Origin of the sequence: Pseudomonas sp. ADAK21 (genome assembly GCF_012935735.1) — a bacterium.
Classification (GTDB): domain Bacteria; phylum Pseudomonadota; class Gammaproteobacteria; order Pseudomonadales; family Pseudomonadaceae; genus Aquipseudomonas; species Aquipseudomonas proteolytica.
This window is the reverse complement of the sequence record NZ_CP052857.1, coordinates 2,387,694-2,408,190: the sequence shown is the minus strand read 5'-3', so window position 1 is coordinate 2,408,190 and position 20,497 is coordinate 2,387,694. Positions and strand designations below refer to the sequence as shown.

General features: G+C 60.6%; 16 protein-coding genes, 1 tRNA gene and 2 pseudogenes. 10 read left to right on the top strand and 9 right to left on the bottom strand.

The window, feature by feature from the left end; all coding sequences use genetic code 11:
* Complete coding sequence (locus tag HKK57_RS10925; RefSeq protein ID WP_169390156.1) at nt 1–774, top strand: divergent polysaccharide deacetylase family protein; 774 nt, start codon at nt 1–3, stop codon at nt 772–774.
* A 168-nt stretch (nt 775–942) separates the two neighbouring features.
* Nucleotides 943–2,202 (top strand): Vps62-related protein, encoded by a 1,260-nt coding sequence (locus HKK57_RS10920; protein ID WP_237150396.1) that lies wholly within the window; start codon nt 943–945, stop codon nt 2,200–2,202.
* A gap of 4 nt (nt 2,203–2,206) precedes the next feature.
* Here the strand turns inward: HKK57_RS10920 and HKK57_RS10915 are convergent, their stop codons facing one another.
* The 7 genes and pseudogenes from HKK57_RS10915 to HKK57_RS10885 form a co-directional block, all read right to left on the bottom strand.
* Nucleotides 2,207–2,962: a substrate-binding periplasmic protein gene (locus HKK57_RS10915; RefSeq protein WP_169390154.1), complete on the bottom strand. Its 756-nt coding sequence runs from the start codon at nt 2,960–2,962 to the stop codon at nt 2,207–2,209.
* A gap of 66 nt (nt 2,963–3,028) precedes the next feature.
* Entirely contained in the window at nt 3,029–3,799 is a 771-nt protein-coding gene (hisF, locus tag HKK57_RS10910) for an imidazole glycerol phosphate synthase subunit HisF (RefSeq protein WP_029295900.1), read from the bottom strand.
* 9 nt (nt 3,800–3,808) lie between these two features.
* Nucleotides 3,809–4,546: a 1-(5-phosphoribosyl)-5-[(5-phosphoribosylamino)methylideneamino]imidazole-4-carboxamide isomerase gene (gene hisA / locus HKK57_RS10905; RefSeq protein WP_029295899.1), complete on the bottom strand. Its 738-nt coding sequence runs from the start codon at nt 4,544–4,546 to the stop codon at nt 3,809–3,811.
* Nucleotides 4,547–4,585: 39 nt separating this feature from the next.
* Nucleotides 4,586–4,843 carry a DUF2164 domain-containing protein gene (locus tag HKK57_RS10900; RefSeq protein WP_029295898.1) on the bottom strand — a complete coding sequence of 86 codons (258 nt, stop codon included), beginning with the start codon at nt 4,841–4,843 and terminating at the stop codon, nt 4,586–4,588.
* On the bottom strand, nt 4,843–5,481 hold the full coding sequence (gene hisH / locus HKK57_RS10895; RefSeq protein WP_169390153.1) for an imidazole glycerol phosphate synthase subunit HisH: 639 nt from the start codon (nt 5,479–5,481) through the stop codon (nt 4,843–4,845). Before hisH ends, HKK57_RS10900 begins: the two co-directional genes overlap by 1 nt.
* On the bottom strand, nt 5,481–6,074 hold the full coding sequence (gene hisB / locus HKK57_RS10890) for an imidazoleglycerol-phosphate dehydratase HisB (protein WP_003218037.1): 594 nt from the start codon (nt 6,072–6,074) through the stop codon (nt 5,481–5,483). The genes hisH and hisB overlap by 1 nt, the downstream gene beginning before the upstream one ends.
* A gap of 254 nt (nt 6,075–6,328) precedes the next feature.
* Nucleotides 6,329–7,492, bottom strand: a pseudogene (locus HKK57_RS10885) (OFA family MFS transporter); the annotation flags it as partial.
* 1,034 nt (nt 7,493–8,526) lie between these two features.
* Between HKK57_RS10885 and HKK57_RS10880 the strand changes: the two are divergent.
* The 6 genes and pseudogenes from HKK57_RS10880 to HKK57_RS10855 all read left to right on the top strand — a co-directional run.
* Nucleotides 8,527–10,461 (top strand): annotated as a pseudogene (locus tag HKK57_RS10880) (AsmA family protein); the annotation flags it as partial.
* On the top strand, nt 10,458–11,525 hold the full coding sequence (gene mutY / locus HKK57_RS10875; RefSeq protein WP_029295877.1) for an A/G-specific adenine glycosylase: 1,068 nt from the start codon (nt 10,458–10,460) through the stop codon (nt 11,523–11,525). The pseudogene HKK57_RS10880 and the gene mutY, both read left to right, overlap by 4 nt.
* Nucleotides 11,522–11,794: an oxidative damage protection protein gene (locus tag HKK57_RS10870; protein ID WP_169390152.1), complete on the top strand. Its 273-nt coding sequence runs from the start codon at nt 11,522–11,524 to the stop codon at nt 11,792–11,794. The genes mutY and HKK57_RS10870 overlap by 4 nt, the downstream gene beginning before the upstream one ends.
* Before the next feature lie 103 nt (nt 11,795–11,897).
* Nucleotides 11,898–11,973: transfer RNA gene (locus HKK57_RS10865), tRNA-Phe, on the top strand.
* 205 nt (nt 11,974–12,178) lie between these two features.
* Entirely contained in the window at nt 12,179–12,847 is a 669-nt protein-coding gene (locus HKK57_RS10860; RefSeq protein ID WP_169390151.1) for a hypothetical protein, read from the top strand.
* 309 nt (nt 12,848–13,156) lie between these two features.
* Nucleotides 13,157–15,232: a TonB-dependent siderophore receptor gene (locus HKK57_RS10855; RefSeq protein WP_169390150.1), complete on the top strand. Its 2,076-nt coding sequence runs from the start codon at nt 13,157–13,159 to the stop codon at nt 15,230–15,232.
* Nucleotides 15,233–15,245: 13 nt separating this feature from the next.
* On the opposite strand, the gene HKK57_RS10850 is transcribed toward HKK57_RS10855, so the two are convergent.
* Nucleotides 15,246–16,886: an ArnT family glycosyltransferase gene (locus tag HKK57_RS10850; RefSeq protein ID WP_169390149.1), complete on the bottom strand. Its 1,641-nt coding sequence runs from the start codon at nt 16,884–16,886 to the stop codon at nt 15,246–15,248.
* A 217-nt stretch (nt 16,887–17,103) separates the two neighbouring features.
* On the opposite strand from HKK57_RS10850, the gene HKK57_RS10845 reads away from it, so the two are divergent.
* Both HKK57_RS10845 and HKK57_RS10840 read left to right on the top strand, forming a co-directional pair.
* Nucleotides 17,104–18,012, top strand: coding sequence for an alpha/beta hydrolase family protein (locus tag HKK57_RS10845; protein WP_169390148.1), 909 nt, complete (start codon nt 17,104–17,106; stop codon nt 18,010–18,012).
* 70 nt (nt 18,013–18,082) lie between these two features.
* A complete protein-coding gene (locus tag HKK57_RS10840; protein ID WP_070996150.1) occupies nt 18,083–18,496 on the top strand; it encodes a hypothetical protein in 414 nt (137 codons plus the stop codon).
* A 348-nt stretch (nt 18,497–18,844) separates the two neighbouring features.
* Here HKK57_RS10840 and gabP read toward each other — a convergent pair whose 3' ends face one another.
* A complete protein-coding gene (gene gabP / locus HKK57_RS10835) occupies nt 18,845–20,236 on the bottom strand; it encodes a GABA permease (protein ID WP_029295863.1) in 1,392 nt (463 codons plus the stop codon).
* Nucleotides 20,237–20,497 lie beyond the last annotated feature (261 nt).

Sequence of the window (20,497 nt, the reverse complement as noted above, 5' to 3'; positions counted from 1 at the left end):
ATGCGTGTTGCCCTGATCATCGCCCTGCTCTGCAGCCTGGCAGGAGTCGCCCATGCGACCCCTGCCGAGAAGCCCCACAAAGCCTACCTGACCCTGATCATCGACGACCTTGGGCAGAACCTGCCCCGGGACCGTCGCGTGCTGGCCCTGCCCGGCCCGGTGACGGCGGCGATCATGCCCGACACCCCCCACGCCGCCGAATTCGCGCGCGAGGCCCATCGCGCCGGCAAGATCGTGATCCTGCATATGCCCATGGACCCGGCCACCGGCCCGTTCGCCTGGCACCCCGAGTTGCCTGTCGAAGAACTGGGCAAGCGTTTGGATGCGGCGTTCAACGCCGTGCCCTACACCGCCGGCCTCAACAACCATATGGGCAGCCGCATGACCGCGCAGCCTGCGGCCATGACCTGGCTGATGGGTGAATTGCAACGTCGCCACAAGTTTTTCGTCGACAGCCGCACCAGCGCGCAGACCGTGGCCGCCGCCGAGGCACAAAAAATCGGCCTGGCTCATGTCTCGCGGGATGTTTTCCTTGATGACGAACGCACCGAAGCCGCTATCACCACGCAGTTGCAGACCGCTATCAAGCTGGCCCACAAACAGGGCTCGGCCGTGATGATCGGCCATCCATATCCACAGACCCTGGCGGTACTGGAGCGCGAGTTGCCCAAGCTCAAGGCCCAGGGCATCGAGTGGATCGATATCAAGTTGATGATCAGCGTGCGCAGCAACCAGGCCATGGCCGGCCACGGCAAAAATGGCATCTACCGCTAGCTAGATAGCTACCGCACCGGCACACGTGAATACCTGAATAGTGAGCGAACAACGCTCAGCTATCAGGATGCCCATGAATACCTCTAGACACCTTCTTTCAGCCTTAGAACCAGCCGCTCGATGGCGGACTTGTCATGCCAAAAAATCACCAGGCACTGGGACACACCCATGGACTCGATAAGATTTGGCAACCTGCTCATCAACTTCACGACCCAGTTCACTCGGCTCTGGAACAACAAGGGTTCACCCAACGCAGCACCCGTCGGTTTTTGGCGGCCGGTACCGTCCGCCGACTTCCTCACCGACTATTTCCCACTCGGCGACCATGCGGTTGCCGGACACAACGATATCAACCAGGAAACCCTAGTCGCCGTGGTTTCGGAGGCCCCTGCGCAAACCGAAGAAGAACGCAATAAAGGCAAGGCGCTCATGCCGCCCGACGAATTCGAAAAGGTGTGGGATGACAAAGGCTCCCAGGCCTATGCCAACGGGGCCATCTGGCGCCCGCTCCCCCCCACCGGCTATGTGGCAATGGGGCTGGTGGCCACGGATGGCTACGACAAACCTTCACGCAACACGGTCCGGTGCGTTCGGGCTGACCTGGTGATCGCCTCATACATCAGCGACCTGATCTGGAACAACAAGCGCAGCCCGGCCCGGCTGGACTTCAGTGCCTGGGGCATCAGCCCGCCAGGGGCCGCGGCAGGTGAGGTGTACCTGTCGGCAGGAACGTTTGTCGGCGCCGCCAGCTATACCAAACCCTCGGTGCATATTGCCGCTTATTCATTGCGCATGCAGATCCCCCTGCAGGTCAATGTTCCGCCTCCGGCACCGGCGCTTGCGGGCGAGCAACAGCCTTCGCCGTTCGAAAAGGCCGAAGTCACCCATATCGCAAAACTGGCCTGGTTTACCGTCAAGGACCCCAATCTGTCGCCCCTCCAACAACTGCGTACGTCCCCCACTTATCGCCTGGAGAGATCGGACAAATACATATTGGTCGGGTTTGGCCATAACAGAAGCTCGCTGAACCAGTCCTTCAAATGGACCGCTACCCGAGGGCAGAACGGCAGTAGCCTCAAGACACTGACCCACACCACCGCCATCGAAATCGGCACTGAGTGGGGTTTCAACGTGTGGGGCGCTTCGGGCAAGGTCTCGGCAAAACTCAGCGGTGGCCTCACGCACACCCAAACGTCTTCCGAAGGGTGGTCCACCTCGACCGCTTTTGAAGTCAACGCCACGGTTCCCGCGCAAAAGGCGGTAGCCGTGTATCTGGTGCAAAGCGATTACAAGCTGCTGCGGGAAAACGGTACGCAAGTGGCAACGAGCATCAGCTACACCGACGGTGACAGCGTGTATTGGAGCGAATACCCACCGGCCCGTGAATGCGAGGTCACGTGCCGGCCACTGCCGGCGCCGGCCTCATGAGCCGCTAGAGATAGCGCCCCATGATCTCGCTCACCACGCCCTCTTCACGGAGCTGATCCAGCGCGGCTTGCAGTTTGGCGACGGTTTCGTCCGGGACGTTTTTGTTCAGGGCCAGGTACAACTGGGCACTGTTGAACCGCAGCACGGTCTTGAGCCCGGTTATCCCGACTTGCCGCGCCAGGTAGCGGCCGGCGGGATCGCCGGTGGCCCAGAGGTCGATCTGGCCATCCAGCAGTTTTTGCGCATTGTCCTGGTCGCGGAGCACGACCTGTGGTGTGAGGCCTTGTTTTTCCAGGCTCAGGGCAATCGCGTCACCTTTGTAGGCACCCACCTTGTAGCGCCGGGCCTGCTCAAGGTCGGTCAACTGGATGTTGCTGTCGGCGTTGGCCAGCAGCACCCAATCGTCCGGGCCGATGGGGCCGACCCACTTGAACAGGGCTTCGCGGTCCGGCAGGCGGGCCATGACGAAGACCCCGTAGCCAGGTTGTTCCAGGGCGAGTTTGTAGATCCGTTCCCAGGGGAAACGCAGCGTCAGGTTGTAGGAAACGCCAGCACGCTTGAAGGTTTCGCGCACGATGTCCACGGCGATGCCTTCGACGTTCTCGTCCTTGGCGAAGTTCTTGCCGTTTTTCGCCATGTTGTAGGGCGGAAAATTCTCCGTCAGCAGCACCAGCGAATCAGCAGAGGGCTCGGCAGCATTGGCCGAGCCTGCCAAAAGAACGGAAGAGCTGACGAGGGCAAGAAGCAGGTCTTTGAGCATGTAGAATTACCGGAATCCATGGCAGGCCCCAGAGTGCCGCGAGCCTGTCATGGTGTCCAGTGGCGTTTAGCGTACGACGATGCCGCGCGCCGCCATGTAGGCCTTGGCCTCGGGCACGGTGTATTCGCCAAAGTGGAAAATACTCGCCGCCAGCACCGCACTGGCGTGGCCTTCGATGACGCCGTCGGCCAGGTGTTGCAGGTTGCCCACACCACCGGAAGCGATCACCGGGATGCCCAGCGCATCGCTGATGGCGCGGGTCACGCCCAGGTCGAAGCCGTTTTTCATGCCGTCCTGGTCCATGCTGGTCAGCAGGATTTCACCGGCGCCCAGGCCTTCCATCTTCATTGCCCACTGCACCGCATCCAGGCCGGTAGGCTTGCGCCCGCCATGGGTGAAGATCTCCCAACGCGGGGGTTCACCCGGCCCGGAGACTTTCTTGGCGTCGATGGCGACCACGATGCATTGCGAACCGAAATGCTGCGCGGCTTCGCCGACAAATTCCGGATTGAACACCGCGGCAGTGTTGATCGAGACCTTGTCCGCACCGGCGTTGAGCAGGTTGCGGATGTCTTGCACGGTGCGTACGCCACCGCCCACGGTCAGCGGGATAAACACCTGGCTGGCCATGCGCTCGACGGTATGCAGCGTGGTATCGCGGCCGTCGACGCTGGCGGTGATGTCGAGAAAGGTAATTTCGTCGGCACCCTGCTCATCGTAGCGACGGGCAATTTCCACCGGGTCGCCGGCGTCACGGATGTTCTCGAACTTGACGCCCTTGACCACCCGACCGTTGTCGACGTCCAGGCAAGGGATGATGCGTTTGGCCAGCGCCATGGTCAGTCCTCAGCCGTTGTAGGCATCGCAGTAGGCCTGGGCCTCGGCGACGTCCAGGGTACCTTCATAGATCGCACGGCCGGTGATCGCGCCGATGATCCCAGGAGCCTTGGCGTCCAGCAGCGACTTGATGTCGCCCAGGTTGTGGATACCACCGGAGGCGATTACCGGGATCTTGGTGGCGGCCGCCAGCGCAGCGGTGAACGGTACGTTGCAGCCCTGCATCATGCCGTCTTTGGCAATGTCGGTGTAAACGATGGCGGACACGCCGTCTGCCTCGAACTGCTTGGCCAGGTCGATCACCTGAATGGTGCTGATCTCGGCCCAGCCGTCGGTGGCGACGAAGCCATCCTTGGCGTCCAGGCCCACGATGACCTTGCCCGGGAACGCACGGCAGGCCTCGGCGACGAAGGCCGGGTCTTTCACGGCCTTGGTGCCGATGATCACGTAGCTCACGCCCGCCTTGACGTAGTGCTCGATGGTTTCCAGGGAGCGGATACCGCCACCGATCTGGATCGGCAGGTTCGGGTAGCGCTTGGCGATGGCAGTAACCACTTCGCCATTGACCGGCTGGCCTTCGAAGGCGCCGTTCAAGTCCACCAGATGCAGACGGCGGCAGCCACCCTCCACCCACTTGGCAGCCATGCTGACCGGGTCATCGGAAAACACCGTGGAATCTTCCATGCGGCCCTGGCGCAGACGTACGCAAGCGCCGTCCTTGAGATCGATAGCGGGGATAATCAGCATCTGGCAAACCTTATTCGATATTCAGCATTGCTCGAAGAATCAGGGTTTTTCGAGCGCCCACAAGTCGCTTTCGATGCTTTCGAACCTTTCTTTAAGGTGCGTCTGCACATCGAAAATCGCCCTGTTGTAATAGTGCGGAGCAATTTCAGTGGTGAACAGTTCGAGGATCTCAGCCACCTCGAACGACCCGAGCCTGAGCTCGAAGCGGTCTTCCATGAAACGCTTGATCTTGTCGGTCGCCTCACTCTCCTGCTGGGGAGTGAGATTGAGGATCGGCGGCTTGATCTTCTTGGCCATTACCAACGCCCGTCCCAGCTGGCGAAGTTCTGCAGCAACTGCAGGCCATGGGTATGGCTCTTCTCCGGGTGGAACTGCACGGCGAAGCGCGAGCCTTCGGCCAGCGCGGCGGCGAAGTCGACGCCATAGTGCCCGCCACCCACCACCTGGCGCGGGTTACCGGCGGCGATGTAGTAGCTGTGCACGAAGTAGAAACGCGCCATGTCCGGGATGTCATGCCACAGCGGGTGGTCGACGGTGCGGCGCACTTCGTTCCAGCCCATGTGCGGGACTTTCAAGTGTTCGCCGTCTTCATGCAGGTCCTTGCCGAAGAACTTCACCTCCCCCGGGAACAGGCCGATGCAGTCGACGCCGCCGTTTTCTTCACTGCGCTCGAGCAAGGCTTGCATGCCCACGCAGATCCCGAGGAACGGCCGGTCCTGGCTGACTTCGCGCACCAGGCTGTCAAAGCCCAGGCGACGGATTTCAGCCATGCAATCGCGAATCGCGCCTACACCGGGAAACACCACCCGGTCGGCTTCGCGGATCACCTTGGCATCGCTGGTGATCAGCACCTTGCCGGCACCTACGTGTTCGAGGGCCTTGGCCACCGAGTGCAGGTTACCCATGCCGTAGTCGATAACCGCGACCGTCTGCATTACAGAACGCCCTTGGTCGAAGGCATTTGCCCGGCCATGCGGTCATCGAGCTCCACGGCCATGCGCAGGGCGCGGCCGAAAGCCTTGAACACGGTTTCGATCTGGTGGTGGGTGTTGGTGCCACGCAGGTTGTCGATGTGCAGGCTCACCAGGGCATGGTTGACGAAGCCCTGGAAGAACTCCTGGAACAGGTCCACGTCAAAGCCGCCGACGGTGGCGCGGGTGTACGGCACGTGCATCTGCAGGCCTGGGCGGCCAGAGAAGTCGATGACCACACGCGACAGTGCCTCGTCCAGCGGGACATAGGCGTGGCCGTAGCGACGGATGCCTTTTTTGTCGCCGATGGCCTTGGCAAACGCCTGGCCGAGGGTGATACCGACATCCTCCACGGTGTGGTGGTCGTCGATATGCAGGTCGCCCTTGCTGACGATATCCAGGTCGATCAGCCCATGACGGGCGATTTGATCCAGCATGTGCTCAAGAAAAGGGACTCCGATATCAAATCGGGCCTTTCCGGTGCCATCCAGGTTGATCGAGGCTTTGATCTGGGTTTCCAGAGTGTCGCGCTCGACGGACGCCTTACGTTCGGCCATCACCAGCTCCGCAAAATCATTGGGCGAAAAAGGTAGCCATTATAGGGGCTGTGGGCGCTAAACAGAAACATCGAAGGGGATAAGACTGACGGCCTGTCGGGGATAGACATGTCAGTACAAGTGCGGGAGCGTGCTTGTGTGGGAGCTGGCTTGCCTGCGATGCAGACGCCTGAGTACTACAGATACACCGAGCTGGTTCTATCGTGGGCGAGCCCGGCTCCCACAGGAACCGGGCCCACACGGGTTATGCGGCGTTAGTGGAATAGCACTGCAGTCTTCTGCAAGGTCACCCACACGCCCCACGCCAGCGGGATTCCCACCACCAGCCACGCGGCGATCGCCAATGGCACGGTGCCGGAAGCGGCTTTCCATTCCAGGGACGTGGTGGCATCGGCGCCCTTGTCATGGCCCAGCGCCTGTTCGGCAGCCAGTTCGGCGTCGGTCATGAAGTACTTGTCGGCCACCGGGCGTACCAGCAGGTTGCAGATAAAGCCCAGCACCAGCAGGCCGGCGAGGATGTACAAGGTGATGTCGTAGGCTGCAGCGCGCTCGACGCCGATGCTCAATTGATATTCACGCAGGTAGTTCACCAACACCGGGCCCAGCACGCCGGCCGCCGCCCAGGCGGTGAGCAGTCGACCATGGATCGCACCGACCATTTGCGTACCGAACAGGTCCGCCAGGTAGGCCGGTACGGTCGCGAAGCCGCCGCCGTACATCGACAGGATGATGCAGAACGCCGCCACGAACAGCGAGACGTTGCCCAGGTGGCCGAGGTTCGGGATCAGCGCGTACAGGGCAAAGCCCAGGGCGAAGAACACGAAGTAGGTGTTCTTGCGGCCCAGGTAGTCGGAGAACGACGCCCAGAAGAACCGCCCACCAATGTTGAACAGGCTCAACAACCCGGTGAACCCCGCCGCAATGGCTGCGATGGAGGCCAGTTGACCCGCATCCAGTTGGCCAAACGGCACATCCACGCCCAGCAACTTGCCGCCGAACACTTCCTGCAACAGCGGCGACGCCATGCCCAGGATGCCGATACCGGCCGATACGTTCAGGCACAGCACCAGCCAGACCAGGCGGAATTGCGGGGTTTTCCACGCCACGTTCACGTGGACGTGACGGTGGGTGATCATCGCATTACTGGCTTTTTTCGCCGGCGCGGTCCAGCCCTCAGGCTTCCAGCCGGTCGGCGGGACACGGTAGGACAAAGCGCCGCCGATCATGAACACGAAGTAGATCGCGGCCATGACCAAAAAGCTCTGCCACACGCCCACGCCGGTCGGCGAAGCGAAGTGGCCCATCAGCGCTGCAGCCAACGGCGCACCGACCATCGCACCACCGCCGAAGCCCATGATCGCCATGCCGGTCGCCATGCCGCGCTTGTCCGGGAACCACTTGATCAGGGTCGACACCGGCGGATGTGCTGGTGAGACCGATGACACTGTGATGCTTTTTGTTCAAGAACCGCGTCGAAGCCGGATCGGTGAACGTCACTGGCGCTGGAGTCATTGCCGCTTTCTTCAGTGCCGGGCTGCACCAGTTTTGCGACGACGGTGGTTCATCGACCAGCACCAGACTCTCGCTACCAGCATCAGGCAGTGAAACGGGGATGCGCAGATCGAAGCTTCAAGCATTGCATGATCAAAATAAATCTGCTGGACGGCAAAGAAGATCTGCGATATCATCAGTTTTTTGAACGCGGTTTTGGTTGCCTCTTTGTGGGCATAGTATGGGAAAACCACGAAATAATACAAGCAGCCTAAGTCTGTGAAATGGTTGGCTGGGCGACGGCGCGATGTTAAGCGGTTGAAACAGAATGGCATTGATGGTTATGATTGTGAACCGCGAGCTGTAAGCAAATTTGTGGCGGTTCATTCGACGTTGTGGCGATTTTTACCTGGTGTTAGTTCTGGTTGTTCAGGCGCATCTCTCTATCGGCGCTGCCGTGTGTAATGGGCGATTTCATCAGACGAAGCTTTCCTTCTTTGGCGCACGGTGGTTCGTCGCAAAGGGCGGAAGCGATGTAAGGAGTCGTATAAACCATATGGCGGCGACTCCAGACAATTTATCTACCGGGATTCATCTATTTGGTGAAACATCACCAGCGATAACGCAACCTGGCGGATCGCGTGGCGTTCTCATCACGACTAGACGCCTCAAAATCGACCTGCTTTCTGGATCGCCGTGGCGTTCAGCAAATGTCGCGGTTCGTTTGGCGCCTCGGAGCGTGCTGACGAACAGCATTCTGGGCACCGATATCTCGTTTGCAATGCTGAGACGGACATTCAGGAACTGCCACCTGAACAGAATTGCATCGACGGCATCGGGCGGCGATATCGACAGGCCTGTTGCCCTGGCACGAACCTGATGGTTCCGCTTGAAACAGGCGTGACTACTACTGGATAACCTCGCCCAACAGACAGCTGATGGCGATTCATCAGTTTCGTGGGTGCTGCCGCTGCTGCGCCGCGAAGTGCAAATGAGCGATGTACGCGTCGAGGGCCTGAACCTGCGCCTGACCCGCGACAAGCAAGGCCATGGCAACTGGGAAGATATCGGCAAGGCTCCCCCCGTTGCGGCTACCACCAGCGCCGAAGCGCCCGCCACGACTGCGCCGGCCGCGACGCCCGCGCCGGAGAAACCGGCCCAGCCGATCCGCCTGGACATCGACAGCCTCACGGTGAACAACGCCCGTATCGAGTACAACGACGAGCAGACCGGCAAGCAATTCAGCGCCGAAAGCATCCAACTGAGCACCGGTGCCGTACATGAAGGCGCGAGCATTCCGGTCAAGCTCACCGCGTTCTTCGGCAGCAACCAGCCGGTCATGCGGGTCAAGAGCGAGCTCAATGGCGAACTGCGTTTTGATCGCGCCCTCAAGCGCTATCAGTTCGAAGACATGAAAGTCGCCGGCGAAGCCACGGGCGAGCCTCTGCAAGGCAAGACCGTCACGTTTGCCACCCAGGGCCAGTTGCTGGTGGACCTGTCGGCAAACATTGCCGAGTGGACCGGCCTCAAGCTCTCGCTCAACCAACTGCGGGCACTGGGCGAACTGAAGGTCCACGACCTGGATAAAACCCCACAGATCAGCGGCGCCCTGTCGATTGCCCAGTTTGACCTGGCCAAGTTCCTCGACAGCGTCGGCCAACCGCTGCCAGCCATGGCCCCAGAGAGCCTGAGCAAGGTCGAGCTGGTCAGCCGCCTGCAAGGCACGCCGTCGAGCATGGCGCTGGAAGACCTCAACCTGAAAGTCGATGGCAGCACCTTCACCGGGCGCCTGGCGGTGGAAGACTTTGCCAAGCAATCCCTGCGCGTGCAGTTGAAGGCCGACACGTTCAACGCCGACCACTACCTGCCCGCCAAGTCCGAAGCAGCCAACAGCGCCGCCGTCGCACGCCAGGCCGAAGTGCAAAGCAGCGAAGCCGGGGCCATGGCCGCCGGCGGCACCACGCCGCTGCCGGATGCGCCGACCAAAGGCGCCTGGAGCACCGACAAGCTGCTGCCGCTGGCACGCCTGCGCACCCTGGATGTGATTGCCGACCTGTCCTTCGGCCAACTGACCCTCGGCCAGTTGCCCATCGAGAACGCCACCCTCAAAGCCTCTGGCCAGGGTGGTCAGCTCAAGCTCGACACCTTGAGCGGCGGCCTCTACAACGGCACCTTCCAGGCCAACGGCAATCTCGACGCCCGCGAAGATGTGCCGGTGTTGGCACTGCAGACCAAAATCAAGCAAGTGCCGGTCGAACGCATCCTGCAAGCCCAGGGCAAAACCCCGCCGGTCAAAGGCCAGATCACCCTCGACAGCAACCTGACGGGGCGCGGCAACAGCCAGAAGGCGCTGATCGACAGCCTCAACGGCACCGCCAGCTTTGTGATCAACAATGGCGTGCTGCTCAACGCCAACATTGAGCAACAGCTTTGCACCGGCATCGCCCTGCTCAATCGCAAGACCCTGGCCAGCGAACCGCGTGGCAAGGACACACCGTTCCAGGAGCTCAAGGGCAACCTGACCTTGCGTAACGGCGTGGCCAGCAACCCGGACCTGAAAGTGCGGATCCCCGGCCTGACCGTCAACGGCAATGGCGACATTGACCTGCGCGTGCTAGGCATGGACTACCGTGTGGGCATCATTGTCGAGGGTGACAAGCGCGACATGCCGGACCCGGCCTGCCAGGTCGGCTCGAACTTCCGTGGCATCGAAGTCCCGCTGCGCTGCCGTGGGCCGCTGGAGCTGGGAGCCAAGGCCTGCCGCCTGGACAAGGACGGCCTGGGCCAGGTCGCCGCGAAAATGGCCGGCAATAAAATCAGCGAGAAACTTGAAGAGAAGCTCGACAAGGTCAATCCCAAGTTGAAAGACGCCCTCAAAGGCCTGTTCAACCGATGAGAAACGAGCAATTTTCTGCGGCCGTGCTCGACTGGTACGACCGCCACGGTCGCCATGACCTGCCCTGGCAACAGGGCATCACCCCTTACCGGGTGTGGGTCTCGGAAATCATGCTGCAACAGACCCAGGTCAGCACCGTGCTCAACTACTTCGACCGCTTCATGGCCTCGCTGCCAACGGTCGAAGCCCTGGCCGCCGCGCCAGAAGATGAAGTGCTGCACCTGTGGACCGGGCTGGGCTACTACACCCGGGCGCGCAACCTGCAAAAGACCGCGAAGATCGTCGTCGCCGAATACGGCGGCGAATTTCCTCGCGATGTAGAGAAGCTTACCGAACTGCCAGGCATCGGCCTGTCCACCGCCGGCGCCATCGCCAGCCTGAGCATGGGCCTGCGCGCACCGATCCTCGACGGCAACGTCAAACGCGTGCTGGCGCGCTTTACCGCCCAGGAAGGCTATCCGGGCGAACCCAAGGTGGCCAAGCAGCTGTGGGCCACCGCAGAGCGCTTTACCCCGCACGATCGCGTCAACGCCTACACCCAGGCGATGATGGACATGGGCGCCACCCTCTGCACCCGCAGCAAGCCCAGTTGCCTGCTGTGCCCCCTGGAAAAGGGCTGCGAAGCGCACATGCTGGGCCTGGAAACCCGCTACCCGATCCCCAAGCCCCGCAAGACCATCCCGCAAAAGCGCACGCTGATGCCCTTGCTGGCCAACCATGAGGGCGCGATCCTGCTTTACCGTCGCCCGTCTACGGGCCTGTGGGGCGGGCTGTGGAGCTTGCCGGAACTGGACGACCTGAACGATCTGGAACACCTGGCCAACCAGCACTCGCTGGCGCTGGGCAAGCAGCAGGAGCTGCCGGGGCTGGTCCACACTTTCAGCCACTTCCAACTGGCTATCGAACCCTGGCTGGTGCAAGTCGAGGAATCGGCCCATCACGTGGCCGAGGCCGACTGGCTCTGGTATAACCTCGCCACCCCGCCGCGCCTGGGCCTTGCCGCCCCGGTGAAAAAACTGCTGAAGCGCGCGGCCGACGTATTGAACGCAGGAGTTTCGTCATGACCCGCACCATCATCTGCCGCAAGTATCACAAAGAACTGCCCGCCCTGGAGCGCGCCCCATTTCCGGGAGCCAAGGGCCAGGATATTTTCGACCACGTTTCCGCCCAGGCCTGGGCCGACTGGCAGAAGCACCAGACCCTGCTGATCAACGAAAAACGCCTGAACATGATGAACGCCGAAGACCGCAAATATCTGCAGGGCGAAATGGACAAGTACTTTTCCGGCGAGGATTACGCCAAGGCTGACGGCTACGTGCCGCCTGCTCAATAATTGAGCAAAAACCGGGGTCGACACGTAAGCGACGGTAATAATTAAATATTTTTTGAAAACTTGCTTGACGACCCCCTGAAAAACCCGTTTAATGCGCCCCGTTGCCCAGATAGCTCAGTCGGTAGAGCAGGGGATTGAAAATCCCCGTGTCGGCGGTTCGATTCCGTCTCTGGGCACCACTAATTAGTTTCAGGTGGTGCAAACGTCATCTGAAACACACAAGAAACCCGCCTAGTGCGGGTTTTTTGTTGCCTGGGATTTAGTACGCCAAACCGCCCTGGTTACTTTTAGGTTAACGCCAAGCCTCGTTGGCACCCGATGTGTTATTTATCGCGCTGCTCAACCGTCTAGCCTTAATCCAATCTTCAGCAAGGTAGTTACTTCATGACCCGGTACTTGTTCTGCACGCTGTTAATGCTGACAGCGCTGCTCAGCGGATGCGCCACGACGATGGACGTCGCGATCAACGCAACCCCAGACCCGGACTATCACTTTGACCGACAGGCGCCAGTGCTGGTGACGTCGGTGGGCGGCAATAACGAGAACGCGCTCAACGCCCGCTACTATCTGCGCGATATGGTCAGCGCCATGAAGGACCAGGGCTTTCGCCAGGTCTATACCGACATGACCCTGCCCAAGAACCTGGCACCGAAAATCACGATCACCCTCGACGTCGACAGCCACCAGGTGACTTATCGCTATACCGCCACCGACTATGGGCAGGTGCCAACCAGCACCTCCACTGTGTGCAAGAACAGCAAGAAAAAAAGCGACCAGATGATCTGCACCAGCACACCCAACACCACCTATGGCCCGGTGGGCAGCTCGGAGCGCACCGGCTACACCACCCTCACCACGTTCACCGCCACGGCCCGGGACGAAGCGAGCAAACGCGCGGTGTACCTGCTGCGAGTGACGTCCTACAACGAGGACTGCCAGGCTGCCAAGGTCGAGGCCTTCCTGGTACAGCAGGGCCTGCAGAACCTGAATTTCCAGGATCGCGTACAGCGCAACTACAGCGTCACGATGCCTGAAGGGTATAGCTGCAAATAATCCCTCCATGATGAAGGTCACTTCGGAGTCAGCGGTCTCGGGGCCCAACCCAGGATCAAAGACTCCGCAACCTTGATTGCTCCCTCCCCGCGCAAGACCGCCCTACCGCCCCTCCCACCGACTGCCCCCGCCAAAAAGCCAGGATTGACCGGCATCTAGCGTTGCTAATAGCAATTATTATCATTTAAGCTGCGCGCAAAATATCCTCCCCCGCATCACTAAAATAATTAAGGAGCTGCAATGCCCTCTGCACGCGAGCCAGGCTCATGGTTGAAGGCGCTCGGCCTTGCCCCCTTCGGATTCGCTTCGATGCTGGTCCCGGTCGCAGACGCGGCCCAGGAAACAGGCCAGCTCGAACTGCCCAGCCAAAGTATTACGGCCACTGCCTCAGAAGAAACGGCCGACGGCCCGATCAAAGGCTATGTCGCCAAGCGCAGTGCAACGGGTGCCAAGACCGACACTCCGATTACTGAGATCCCCCAGTCGATTTCCGTCATCAGCGCCGACCGTATGCGTGATCAGGGCGCGCTGACCGTGCAAGACGCATTGCGTTATGTGGCCGGGGTGCGCGCCGAAACCTTCGGGCTGGATAGCCGGGGAGACTGGTCGAAAGTGCGAGGTAGCTCACCTGCCCTGTTCCTTGATGGCTTACAGCAGAGCTTCGGCAGTTACACCAACGTGCGCACCGACCCCTTCACCCTGGAACGCCTCGAAGTGCTCAAGGGCCCGGCGTCGATGCTTTATGGGCAAAGCCCGGTGGGGGGCCTGATCAACCAGGTCAGCAAACGTCCCCAGGCCGAACAACACACCGAACTGCAACTGCAGTATGGCAATTACAACCGCAAGCAGGTCGCCGTCGACACCACGGGTTCCCTGAACCCACAAGGCACGCTGTTGTACCGATTGGTGGCTATTCAGCGCGACAGCGACACTCAGGTTGATCACGTCAAAGATAACCGCCAGGTCCTGATGCCATCGCTGACCTGGCGCCCCACCGACGATATCGACTGGACCCTACTGGCCAACATCCAGCGCGATGACAGCGGCTCCACCACGCAGTTCTTTCCACACACAGGCACGGTCTGGAATGCGCCCTATGGCCGGATCCACAGCAACCGGTTCGCCAGCGAGCCAGGATTCGACGAGTACGACAGCGACCAGACAGCCCTGACGTCGCAATTCTCGTGGCACGTGAACGACACATGGACGCTGCGACAAAACCTGCGTTGGCAGAAAAGCAAAGTCAGCTACCAGTCGATTTATGCGAAGTTCGCCAGAAACCCACCGTTTAACGCTGACAACCAGACCCTCGACCGCGTGTATTACGTTTCCAAACCAGAGGTCAAAGTCTGGGTCGCCGACCAAAACGCCGAGGCCCGATTCGACACCGGCCCGCTACAACACACGCTGCTGCTGGGGGGCGACTACCAGCACGCTGTCTCCAACCGCGACGGCGCCAGCGGCGCGGCAACACCACTGAACGTGTACGACCCGGTGTATGGCACCTTTGATCCCTCTATCATTCGCCTCACCGCAGACCCGGAACAACGGGTCATGCAGCGCGGGCTCTATGCCCAGGACCAGATCAAATACGAGCAGTGGTTACTGACCCTTGGCCTGCGCAAGGATTGGGCCTCCAGCCAGACCCAAGGCAAGGCCCAGCAGAAAGATGACAAAGTGACCGGCCGCGTGGGCCTGACCTATCTGTTCGACAACGGCATAGCGCCCTACTTGAGCTACAGCGAATCATTCCAGCCCCAGATCGGCCTCAACCAGCGAACGCTTGACCCCTACGTACCGCTCAAGGGCAAACAGTGGGAGTTGGGTGTGAAATATCAGCCCGTTGGCAGCAACAGTCTCTATACCGCTGCGGTATATGACATTCGCGAGCAGAACCGACGCATGCCCGACCCACTGGATGCGATGAACACCCTGCAAAGTGGGGAAACCCGCGCCCGTGGCCTGGAGCTCGAAGCATTGGTAACGGTCACGCCCGACTGGGACCTGATTGGTACCTACAGCTATACCGACACCACCGTCCTCAAGGGCTCACCCGCCGAACAAGGCAAACGCCTGGCCAGTGTTCCAGAGAACATGGCCTCGGTCTGGAGCCAACATCGGTTCAGCATCGGCGATATATCCGGGTTCAGTGTCGGTGCAGGCGTTCGCTATGTAGGAACAAGCTGGGATGGCGCCGACCGACTGAAAACGCCATCTACCACCCTGGTGGATGCGATGCTCGGGTACCGATACCAGAACTGGAACCTGACCCTCAACGCGACCAATCTTGAAGACAAGACCTACTACACGACATGCCTGGCGCGAGGCGATTGCTTCATCGGCAACCGTCGTACGCTCGTCGGTACGCTGGCCTACAACTTTTGATCGAGCTTTAAGATCACGGCACGCGAAACACCAGCAGCGGGTTGTCATTGAGACGCCCATTGAATGCTGGAGCCAGGTGCTCCAGCGGCGTGCCGTGCAGCAGTTGGGCTTCCTTGCGCGCGACGATGACCCAGGACGAGCGCGGCAGCGCGCTCAGTTGCGCAAGGTCGTCACGCCCGACAAACAGCGGCTGCTCGTCATGGTCCAGGTTCATGATGTAGCGAATGGCCCAGGTGTCCTTGCCGAGGTCGAGAAACACCAGTGGCCCGGGGTTCTCGGCCCGCAGGGTCTGCACCGCCCGCACAAAGGTTTTGGTGTCGAACTGCAGATCCTTGGCCGGCTCGACGACCGTCACCAGTACCAGCCATTGAGTGGCCAGAGCAATCAGGCTAAGCGACACCAATCGCGCTCCCACACGGCCGCGCCAACGGCGCCAGGCGACCACCGCCGCCAGTTGCAGGACGATCAGCAGTGCAATCAATCCCGGCACCGAAACATCCGGCCAGTAATCGTGCTTGCTCCACAGCTGCCGGCAGACCACTACCACGACAGCCCCCAGCAGCGGCAGGATCGCCACCAGCCACTCATAACCCCGACGCACGCCAAGCAACCAACCCCGGGCCTGAAGCAGCCCATAGGCCGCCACAGCGGCAAACATCGGGACCATGGGCACGATGTAGTAGGCGCGTTTGAAGTTCGGCACCGACAACCCCAGCAGGATCATCAAGCCACAACCAGCCAGGCGCAGCATCAGTTGCACATCGGCATCGTCATTGCGCGTCGACCAGGTGTGACGCAGGGCAATCAACGTCGCGAGCGCCAGCGGTATCACCGGAAAATAACGATACAGACTCAGTTGCAGGTAGAAGTAGAACGGTTCGCCGCTCTCATCGAGGCGACCGGCCACCTGCATCTTCAACACCTCATCGGCAAACCCTTCACCACCGCTGATCCGCGCCAGCTTCAGCAGCACCCACCCACAGGCCAGAAGCAGGACCAGGCCGATTACCCCGTGGGCAACTACCTTTTTCAGTAAGCGAATCTTCTCTTCTCGCGAGCCAGCAGGCCCCAGCACCCAATACACACAGGCCACCCCACAGACTTCGATCAGCCCCAAAGGGCCCCGAATGGCAAACGCCGCCACGAACAAGGGAAAGATTGCGTATTGGCGCAGCTTTGAGCCCAAACGCTCGCCGGTATGCAGCAGGTAGAAGCACCCAAGACACAGCAGGGAGACCATCTGATCCAGGCACACCGAGCGCGACTTCTCGAGCAATTGCGCCGTCGACGCCGTGAGCAATACCGTCAGCAACGCCCACGCCCGACCCGAAGGCACCAGCAAACGGTAGATCAGCGCCATGACCCCGGCCGATGCCAGGGCAGTGGGCAAGACGTTAGCCAGGTCGTTGGGCGCACCGAACAGCCGGGCAAAGAACAGGCTGAAATAGGTCGCGGTACCTGGGTAATCCGGGTAAGGCTCACCGTAGGTGGTGGGGAAGAAGCTCGCACCGTGGCGAAACATCTCCTGCATGAACACCGCCCAGCGTCCGTCAAACCCTTGCGGCTGTTGGTCCCAGATGCCTAGCGTAAATAGCAACAAGGCCACCAGGAAAACACCCAGGGCCTCCAGACGAAAACGCGTGCGGTGTTCCATGCTTTAACCTGCCAGGCCGGGGGAAATGCTGGCGTATATTGCCGGCAGCACGGCTGAATCACGCCTGAACCAAATGCAACAATCCCTCACCACCGATCGGCATTCACACTTAAAGATTACGGGCCTTTGCCCGTCGATTTTGTTAGCGTCAACTCCCAATAAAAACTGCGCACGGGCAGCCCATGCCCCATCGAAAGCGCATGGATCGAGGCCCGTCATGAACCTGCCCACCCGCCTTCACCCCGAGGCATTCCGCGAGCCCGCCGCCGATAGCTACCCCATCGGCGGCTTCACCTGGCGCCATATCCGCACCGATATCGCACGCCCGGTGGTGATCATCAACGCCGCCAGCTCAGTGCGCTGCCGGCACTATTCGCGCTTTGCCGACTACCTGTTTGCCAACGGTTTTGATGTGATCACCTACGACTATCGCGGCATTGGCCAATCACGCAGCGGCTCATTGCGTGGGTTCAAGGCCTCGTGGTCGGACTGGGGCCGGCTGGATTTCGAGGCCATCTTGCAGCGTGCGCAGCGAGAGTTTGCCGGGCAACCCATTGATGTAGTCGGCCACAGCTTTGGCGGCTGTGCGGCCGGGCTCGGGGCGTCGGGGGCGGCGATCAGGCGCTTGGTGACTGTGGGGGCGCAGTTTGCGTACTGGCGTGACTATCAAGCGAGCGGCCGCTGGCGGATGTTTGCCAAGTGGCATCTGGTGATGCCGCTGGTGACCGCCGTATGCGGGTATTTCCCGGGCAAGCGCCTGGGCTGGCTGGAAGACACACCTGCGGGGGTGGTGCGCGACTGGAGCACGCCCACGCCCACCTACCAGACACGGCCTAGCGGGCGCGCGTTGGGCGAGCTGCCCTTCGCACGGGTGAAGGCACAGATCCTGGCGATCAGCATCAGCGACGACCCGTTTGGCACGGTACCCGCCATTGAGCGTCTGCTGAATTACTTCCAGGCCAGCGAGCGCACGCACTTGCGGATTGCGCCGAGGGATATTGGCGAAGAAGCCGTCGGGCATTTCGCGTTTTTCCGTAGTGAATATGAAGATCGCTTATGGCCGATTGCACTGGCGTGGCTGCAACACGGCCAGCTCGCGGCCGACACGCCGGGAGCGCGACTGTAGAAACCCTTGGGATTTCGCCCGACCTGCGCTTCAATACGCCACCCAGATCCTGAACCAAGGACGTGAGCCCATGGCTTCGCCAGACAAGCAGCAAAAACGCGCCCAGCGGGCAAAAGCCAAGGCCAAGCAGAACCGCACCCAGCGCGCCAATGCGCCGAAGCAGGATGCATTTGCCGGTGACGACGACCGCATTGATCTTGAGTCGGTGGACTTGACCGAACTGTTCGTGGAGATGCGCACAGCCGGCGAGACCAGCCAGCAGGCGCTGTGTGCGGCATTCCTGGCGCACCCGCTGCTGGCGTTGGTGCTGGAACAGGAAGGCGAAGAAAACGCCACAGACTTTATCCTGGCGGCGCTGATCGAATATCGGCAGTGGTCCACGGACAGCGACGATGAAGCAGCGGCGCTGGCATGGATTGAATCGCCCGCGTTCCAGGCCGACTACGTAGCGGCGTCGCAAGCCCTGGCCACCTCGCAAGATTGATACAAACCCAATGTTGGAGCGAGCTTGCTCGCGAAGAACTCAAGAACCACGCGTTTACCCAGGCAGCCCGCGTTATCGTTGACGTTTTTCGCGAGCTCGCTCCTACAGTGTTTTGTGGCGTTAGCAGCAAGGTGGCGGCGTCGCAGGCACTGACCACTTCGCAGGATTAATACAAAACCCATGTAGGAGCGAGCTTGCTCGCGAAGAACTCAAGAACAACGCGTTTACTCAGGTAGCCCGCGTTATCGTTGACGTTTTTCGCGAGCAAGCTCGCTCCTACAGTGGTTTGTGGCGTTAGCAGCAAGGTGGCGGCGCACCAGGCGCCGGCTCCTGCTGAGGGGGTGCTGATTAATTCAGCACCGCAGTCTCAAGGTTGCGGGCCTTGCGGCGGTTCGCCACCAGCAACCCCGCCACCACCACCAGCAAGCTCAACACGCCGGTCGCGATGATCTCCACCCGATGCGCTTCCTGGAACAGCATGATGGTCAACGCACCGACGATAAACACGATCACTGCGTAGGTCAGGCCCGGAAACAGCCACATCTTGAAGGCAATTTTCTCGCCCGCCGCCGTACGTTTCTGACGCATGCGCAGTTGCGACACGGCAATCACCAGGTACACCAGCAGCGCAATCGCGCCGGAGCTGGCCAGCAGGAATTCAAACACCGCCGCCGGCGCCACGTAGTTGGCGAATACCGCGAGGAATGCCGCGCCTGTGGACAACATCACCGCCCAGTAAGGCGTGCCGCTCTTGTTGGTGCGCTTGGCCACCGCCGGTGCATCACCACGACGCCCCAGGGAAAACAGCATGCGCGACGCGGTGTACAGCGCCGAGTTCAGGCAACTGGTCACGGCAACCAATACCACCAGGTCGACGATCAGCTTGGCATTCGGGATGCCCATGCGCTCCAGCACGGTCTGGTAGGAACCTACGGCTGCCAGGGTCGGATCGTTCCACGGCACCAGGGCCACGACGATGAAGATCGATACCAGGTAGAACAAGCCGATCCGCCAGATCACCGAGTTGGTGGCCTTGGTGATCTGCTGGCCAGGGTTCTTCGATTCTGCGGCCGCGATGGTCACGATCTCAGTGCCCATGAACGAGAACATGGTGGTCAGGATTGCCGCCAACACCGCGCCCATACCGTTGGGCAAAAAGCCCTGGGTGTCGAACAGATGCGATACGCCGCTGACCTGGCTGCCCGGCAGCAAGCCGAAGATCGCCAGCACGCCGAGGATCACAAAACCAATGATCGCCACCACCTTGATCAGGGCAAACCAGAACTCGAACTCGCCGTAGTTCTTCACGCTGAACAGGTTGGTAGCAGTCAACAGCAAGGTAATGACCAGGGTGAACGCCCAGATCGCCACGTCGGGGAACCAGGCATGCAGGATGGTTGCGGCGGCGTTGGCTTCCAGGGGAATGACCAGCACCCAGAACCACCAGTACAGCCAGCCGATGGTAAAGCCGGCCCAATGGCCGATGGCCCGGTCGGCGTAGGTGGAAAAAGAACCGGTGTCGGGAGAGGCAACGGCCATCTCGGCCAGCATGCGCATCACCAGCACCACCAGCGTACCGGCCGCAGCATAGGCCAGCAGCACCGCGGGCCCGGCTGCCGCAATCGCGTGGCCGGAGCCGACAAACAAACCGGCGCCGATCACACCGGCAATCGACAACATGGTGACGTGACGCGGTTTGAGCCCCTGTTCGAGGTCATTGGAGCTTTGCGTACTACTCATTGACACACCTTTGCGAGGAATTGCGAATACGGTCCACCCGGCCTGCTGCCACTTCGTGAAAAGAAACAAACGGGGCGTTCTTTATTTTTTACGCAAGATTTGCGCCAAAATGTTACAAAGCCAAGATTGACGCGGCCTGTAGGACAATCCTCTAGCACTCGCAAGCCATTGAGATTACTGGCAATCCGCCACAACGTTACCAGCCGACTCACTTCCAGAACGTATGAGCGCACCAAAAACACACACAGAAAGTAAGTGACG

What these genes read in the sequence shown, in the direction of transcription:
- HKK57_RS10850 (WP_169390149.1), bottom strand. Translation starts at nt 16,886, where the DNA reads ATGGAACACCGCACGCGTTTTCGTCTGGAGGCCCTGGGTGTTTTCCTG.
- hisA (WP_029295899.1), bottom strand. Translation starts at nt 4,546, where the DNA reads ATGCTGATTATCCCCGCTATCGATCTCAAGGACGGCGCTTGCGTACGT.
- HKK57_RS10900 (WP_029295898.1), bottom strand. Translation starts at nt 4,843, where the DNA reads ATGGCCAAGAAGATCAAGCCGCCGATCCTCAATCTCACTCCCCAGCAG.
- hisH (WP_169390153.1), bottom strand. Translation starts at nt 5,481, where the DNA reads ATGCAGACGGTCGCGGTTATCGACTACGGCATGGGTAACCTGCACTCG.
- HKK57_RS10925 (WP_169390156.1), top strand. Translation starts at nt 1, where the DNA reads ATGCGTGTTGCCCTGATCATCGCCCTGCTCTGCAGCCTGGCAGGAGTC.
- HKK57_RS10840 (WP_070996150.1), top strand. Translation starts at nt 18,083, where the DNA reads ATGGCTTCGCCAGACAAGCAGCAAAAACGCGCCCAGCGGGCAAAAGCC.
- HKK57_RS10855 (WP_169390150.1), top strand. Translation starts at nt 13,157, where the DNA reads ATGCTGGTCCCGGTCGCAGACGCGGCCCAGGAAACAGGCCAGCTCGAA.
- HKK57_RS10870 (WP_169390152.1), top strand. Translation starts at nt 11,522, where the DNA reads ATGACCCGCACCATCATCTGCCGCAAGTATCACAAAGAACTGCCCGCC.
- HKK57_RS10860 (WP_169390151.1), top strand. Translation starts at nt 12,179, where the DNA reads ATGACCCGGTACTTGTTCTGCACGCTGTTAATGCTGACAGCGCTGCTC.
- HKK57_RS10845 (WP_169390148.1), top strand. Translation starts at nt 17,104, where the DNA reads ATGAACCTGCCCACCCGCCTTCACCCCGAGGCATTCCGCGAGCCCGCC.
- mutY (WP_029295877.1), top strand. Translation starts at nt 10,458, where the DNA reads ATGAGAAACGAGCAATTTTCTGCGGCCGTGCTCGACTGGTACGACCGC.
- hisB (WP_003218037.1), bottom strand. Translation starts at nt 6,074, where the DNA reads ATGGCCGAACGTAAGGCGTCCGTCGAGCGCGACACTCTGGAAACCCAG.
- HKK57_RS10915 (WP_169390154.1), bottom strand. Translation starts at nt 2,962, where the DNA reads ATGCTCAAAGACCTGCTTCTTGCCCTCGTCAGCTCTTCCGTTCTTTTG.
- gabP (WP_029295863.1), bottom strand. Translation starts at nt 20,236, where the DNA reads ATGAGTAGTACGCAAAGCTCCAATGACCTCGAACAGGGGCTCAAACCG.
- HKK57_RS10920 (WP_237150396.1), top strand. Translation starts at nt 943, where the DNA reads ATGGACTCGATAAGATTTGGCAACCTGCTCATCAACTTCACGACCCAG.
- hisF (WP_029295900.1), bottom strand. Translation starts at nt 3,799, where the DNA reads ATGGCGCTGGCCAAACGCATCATCCCTTGCCTGGACGTCGACAACGGT.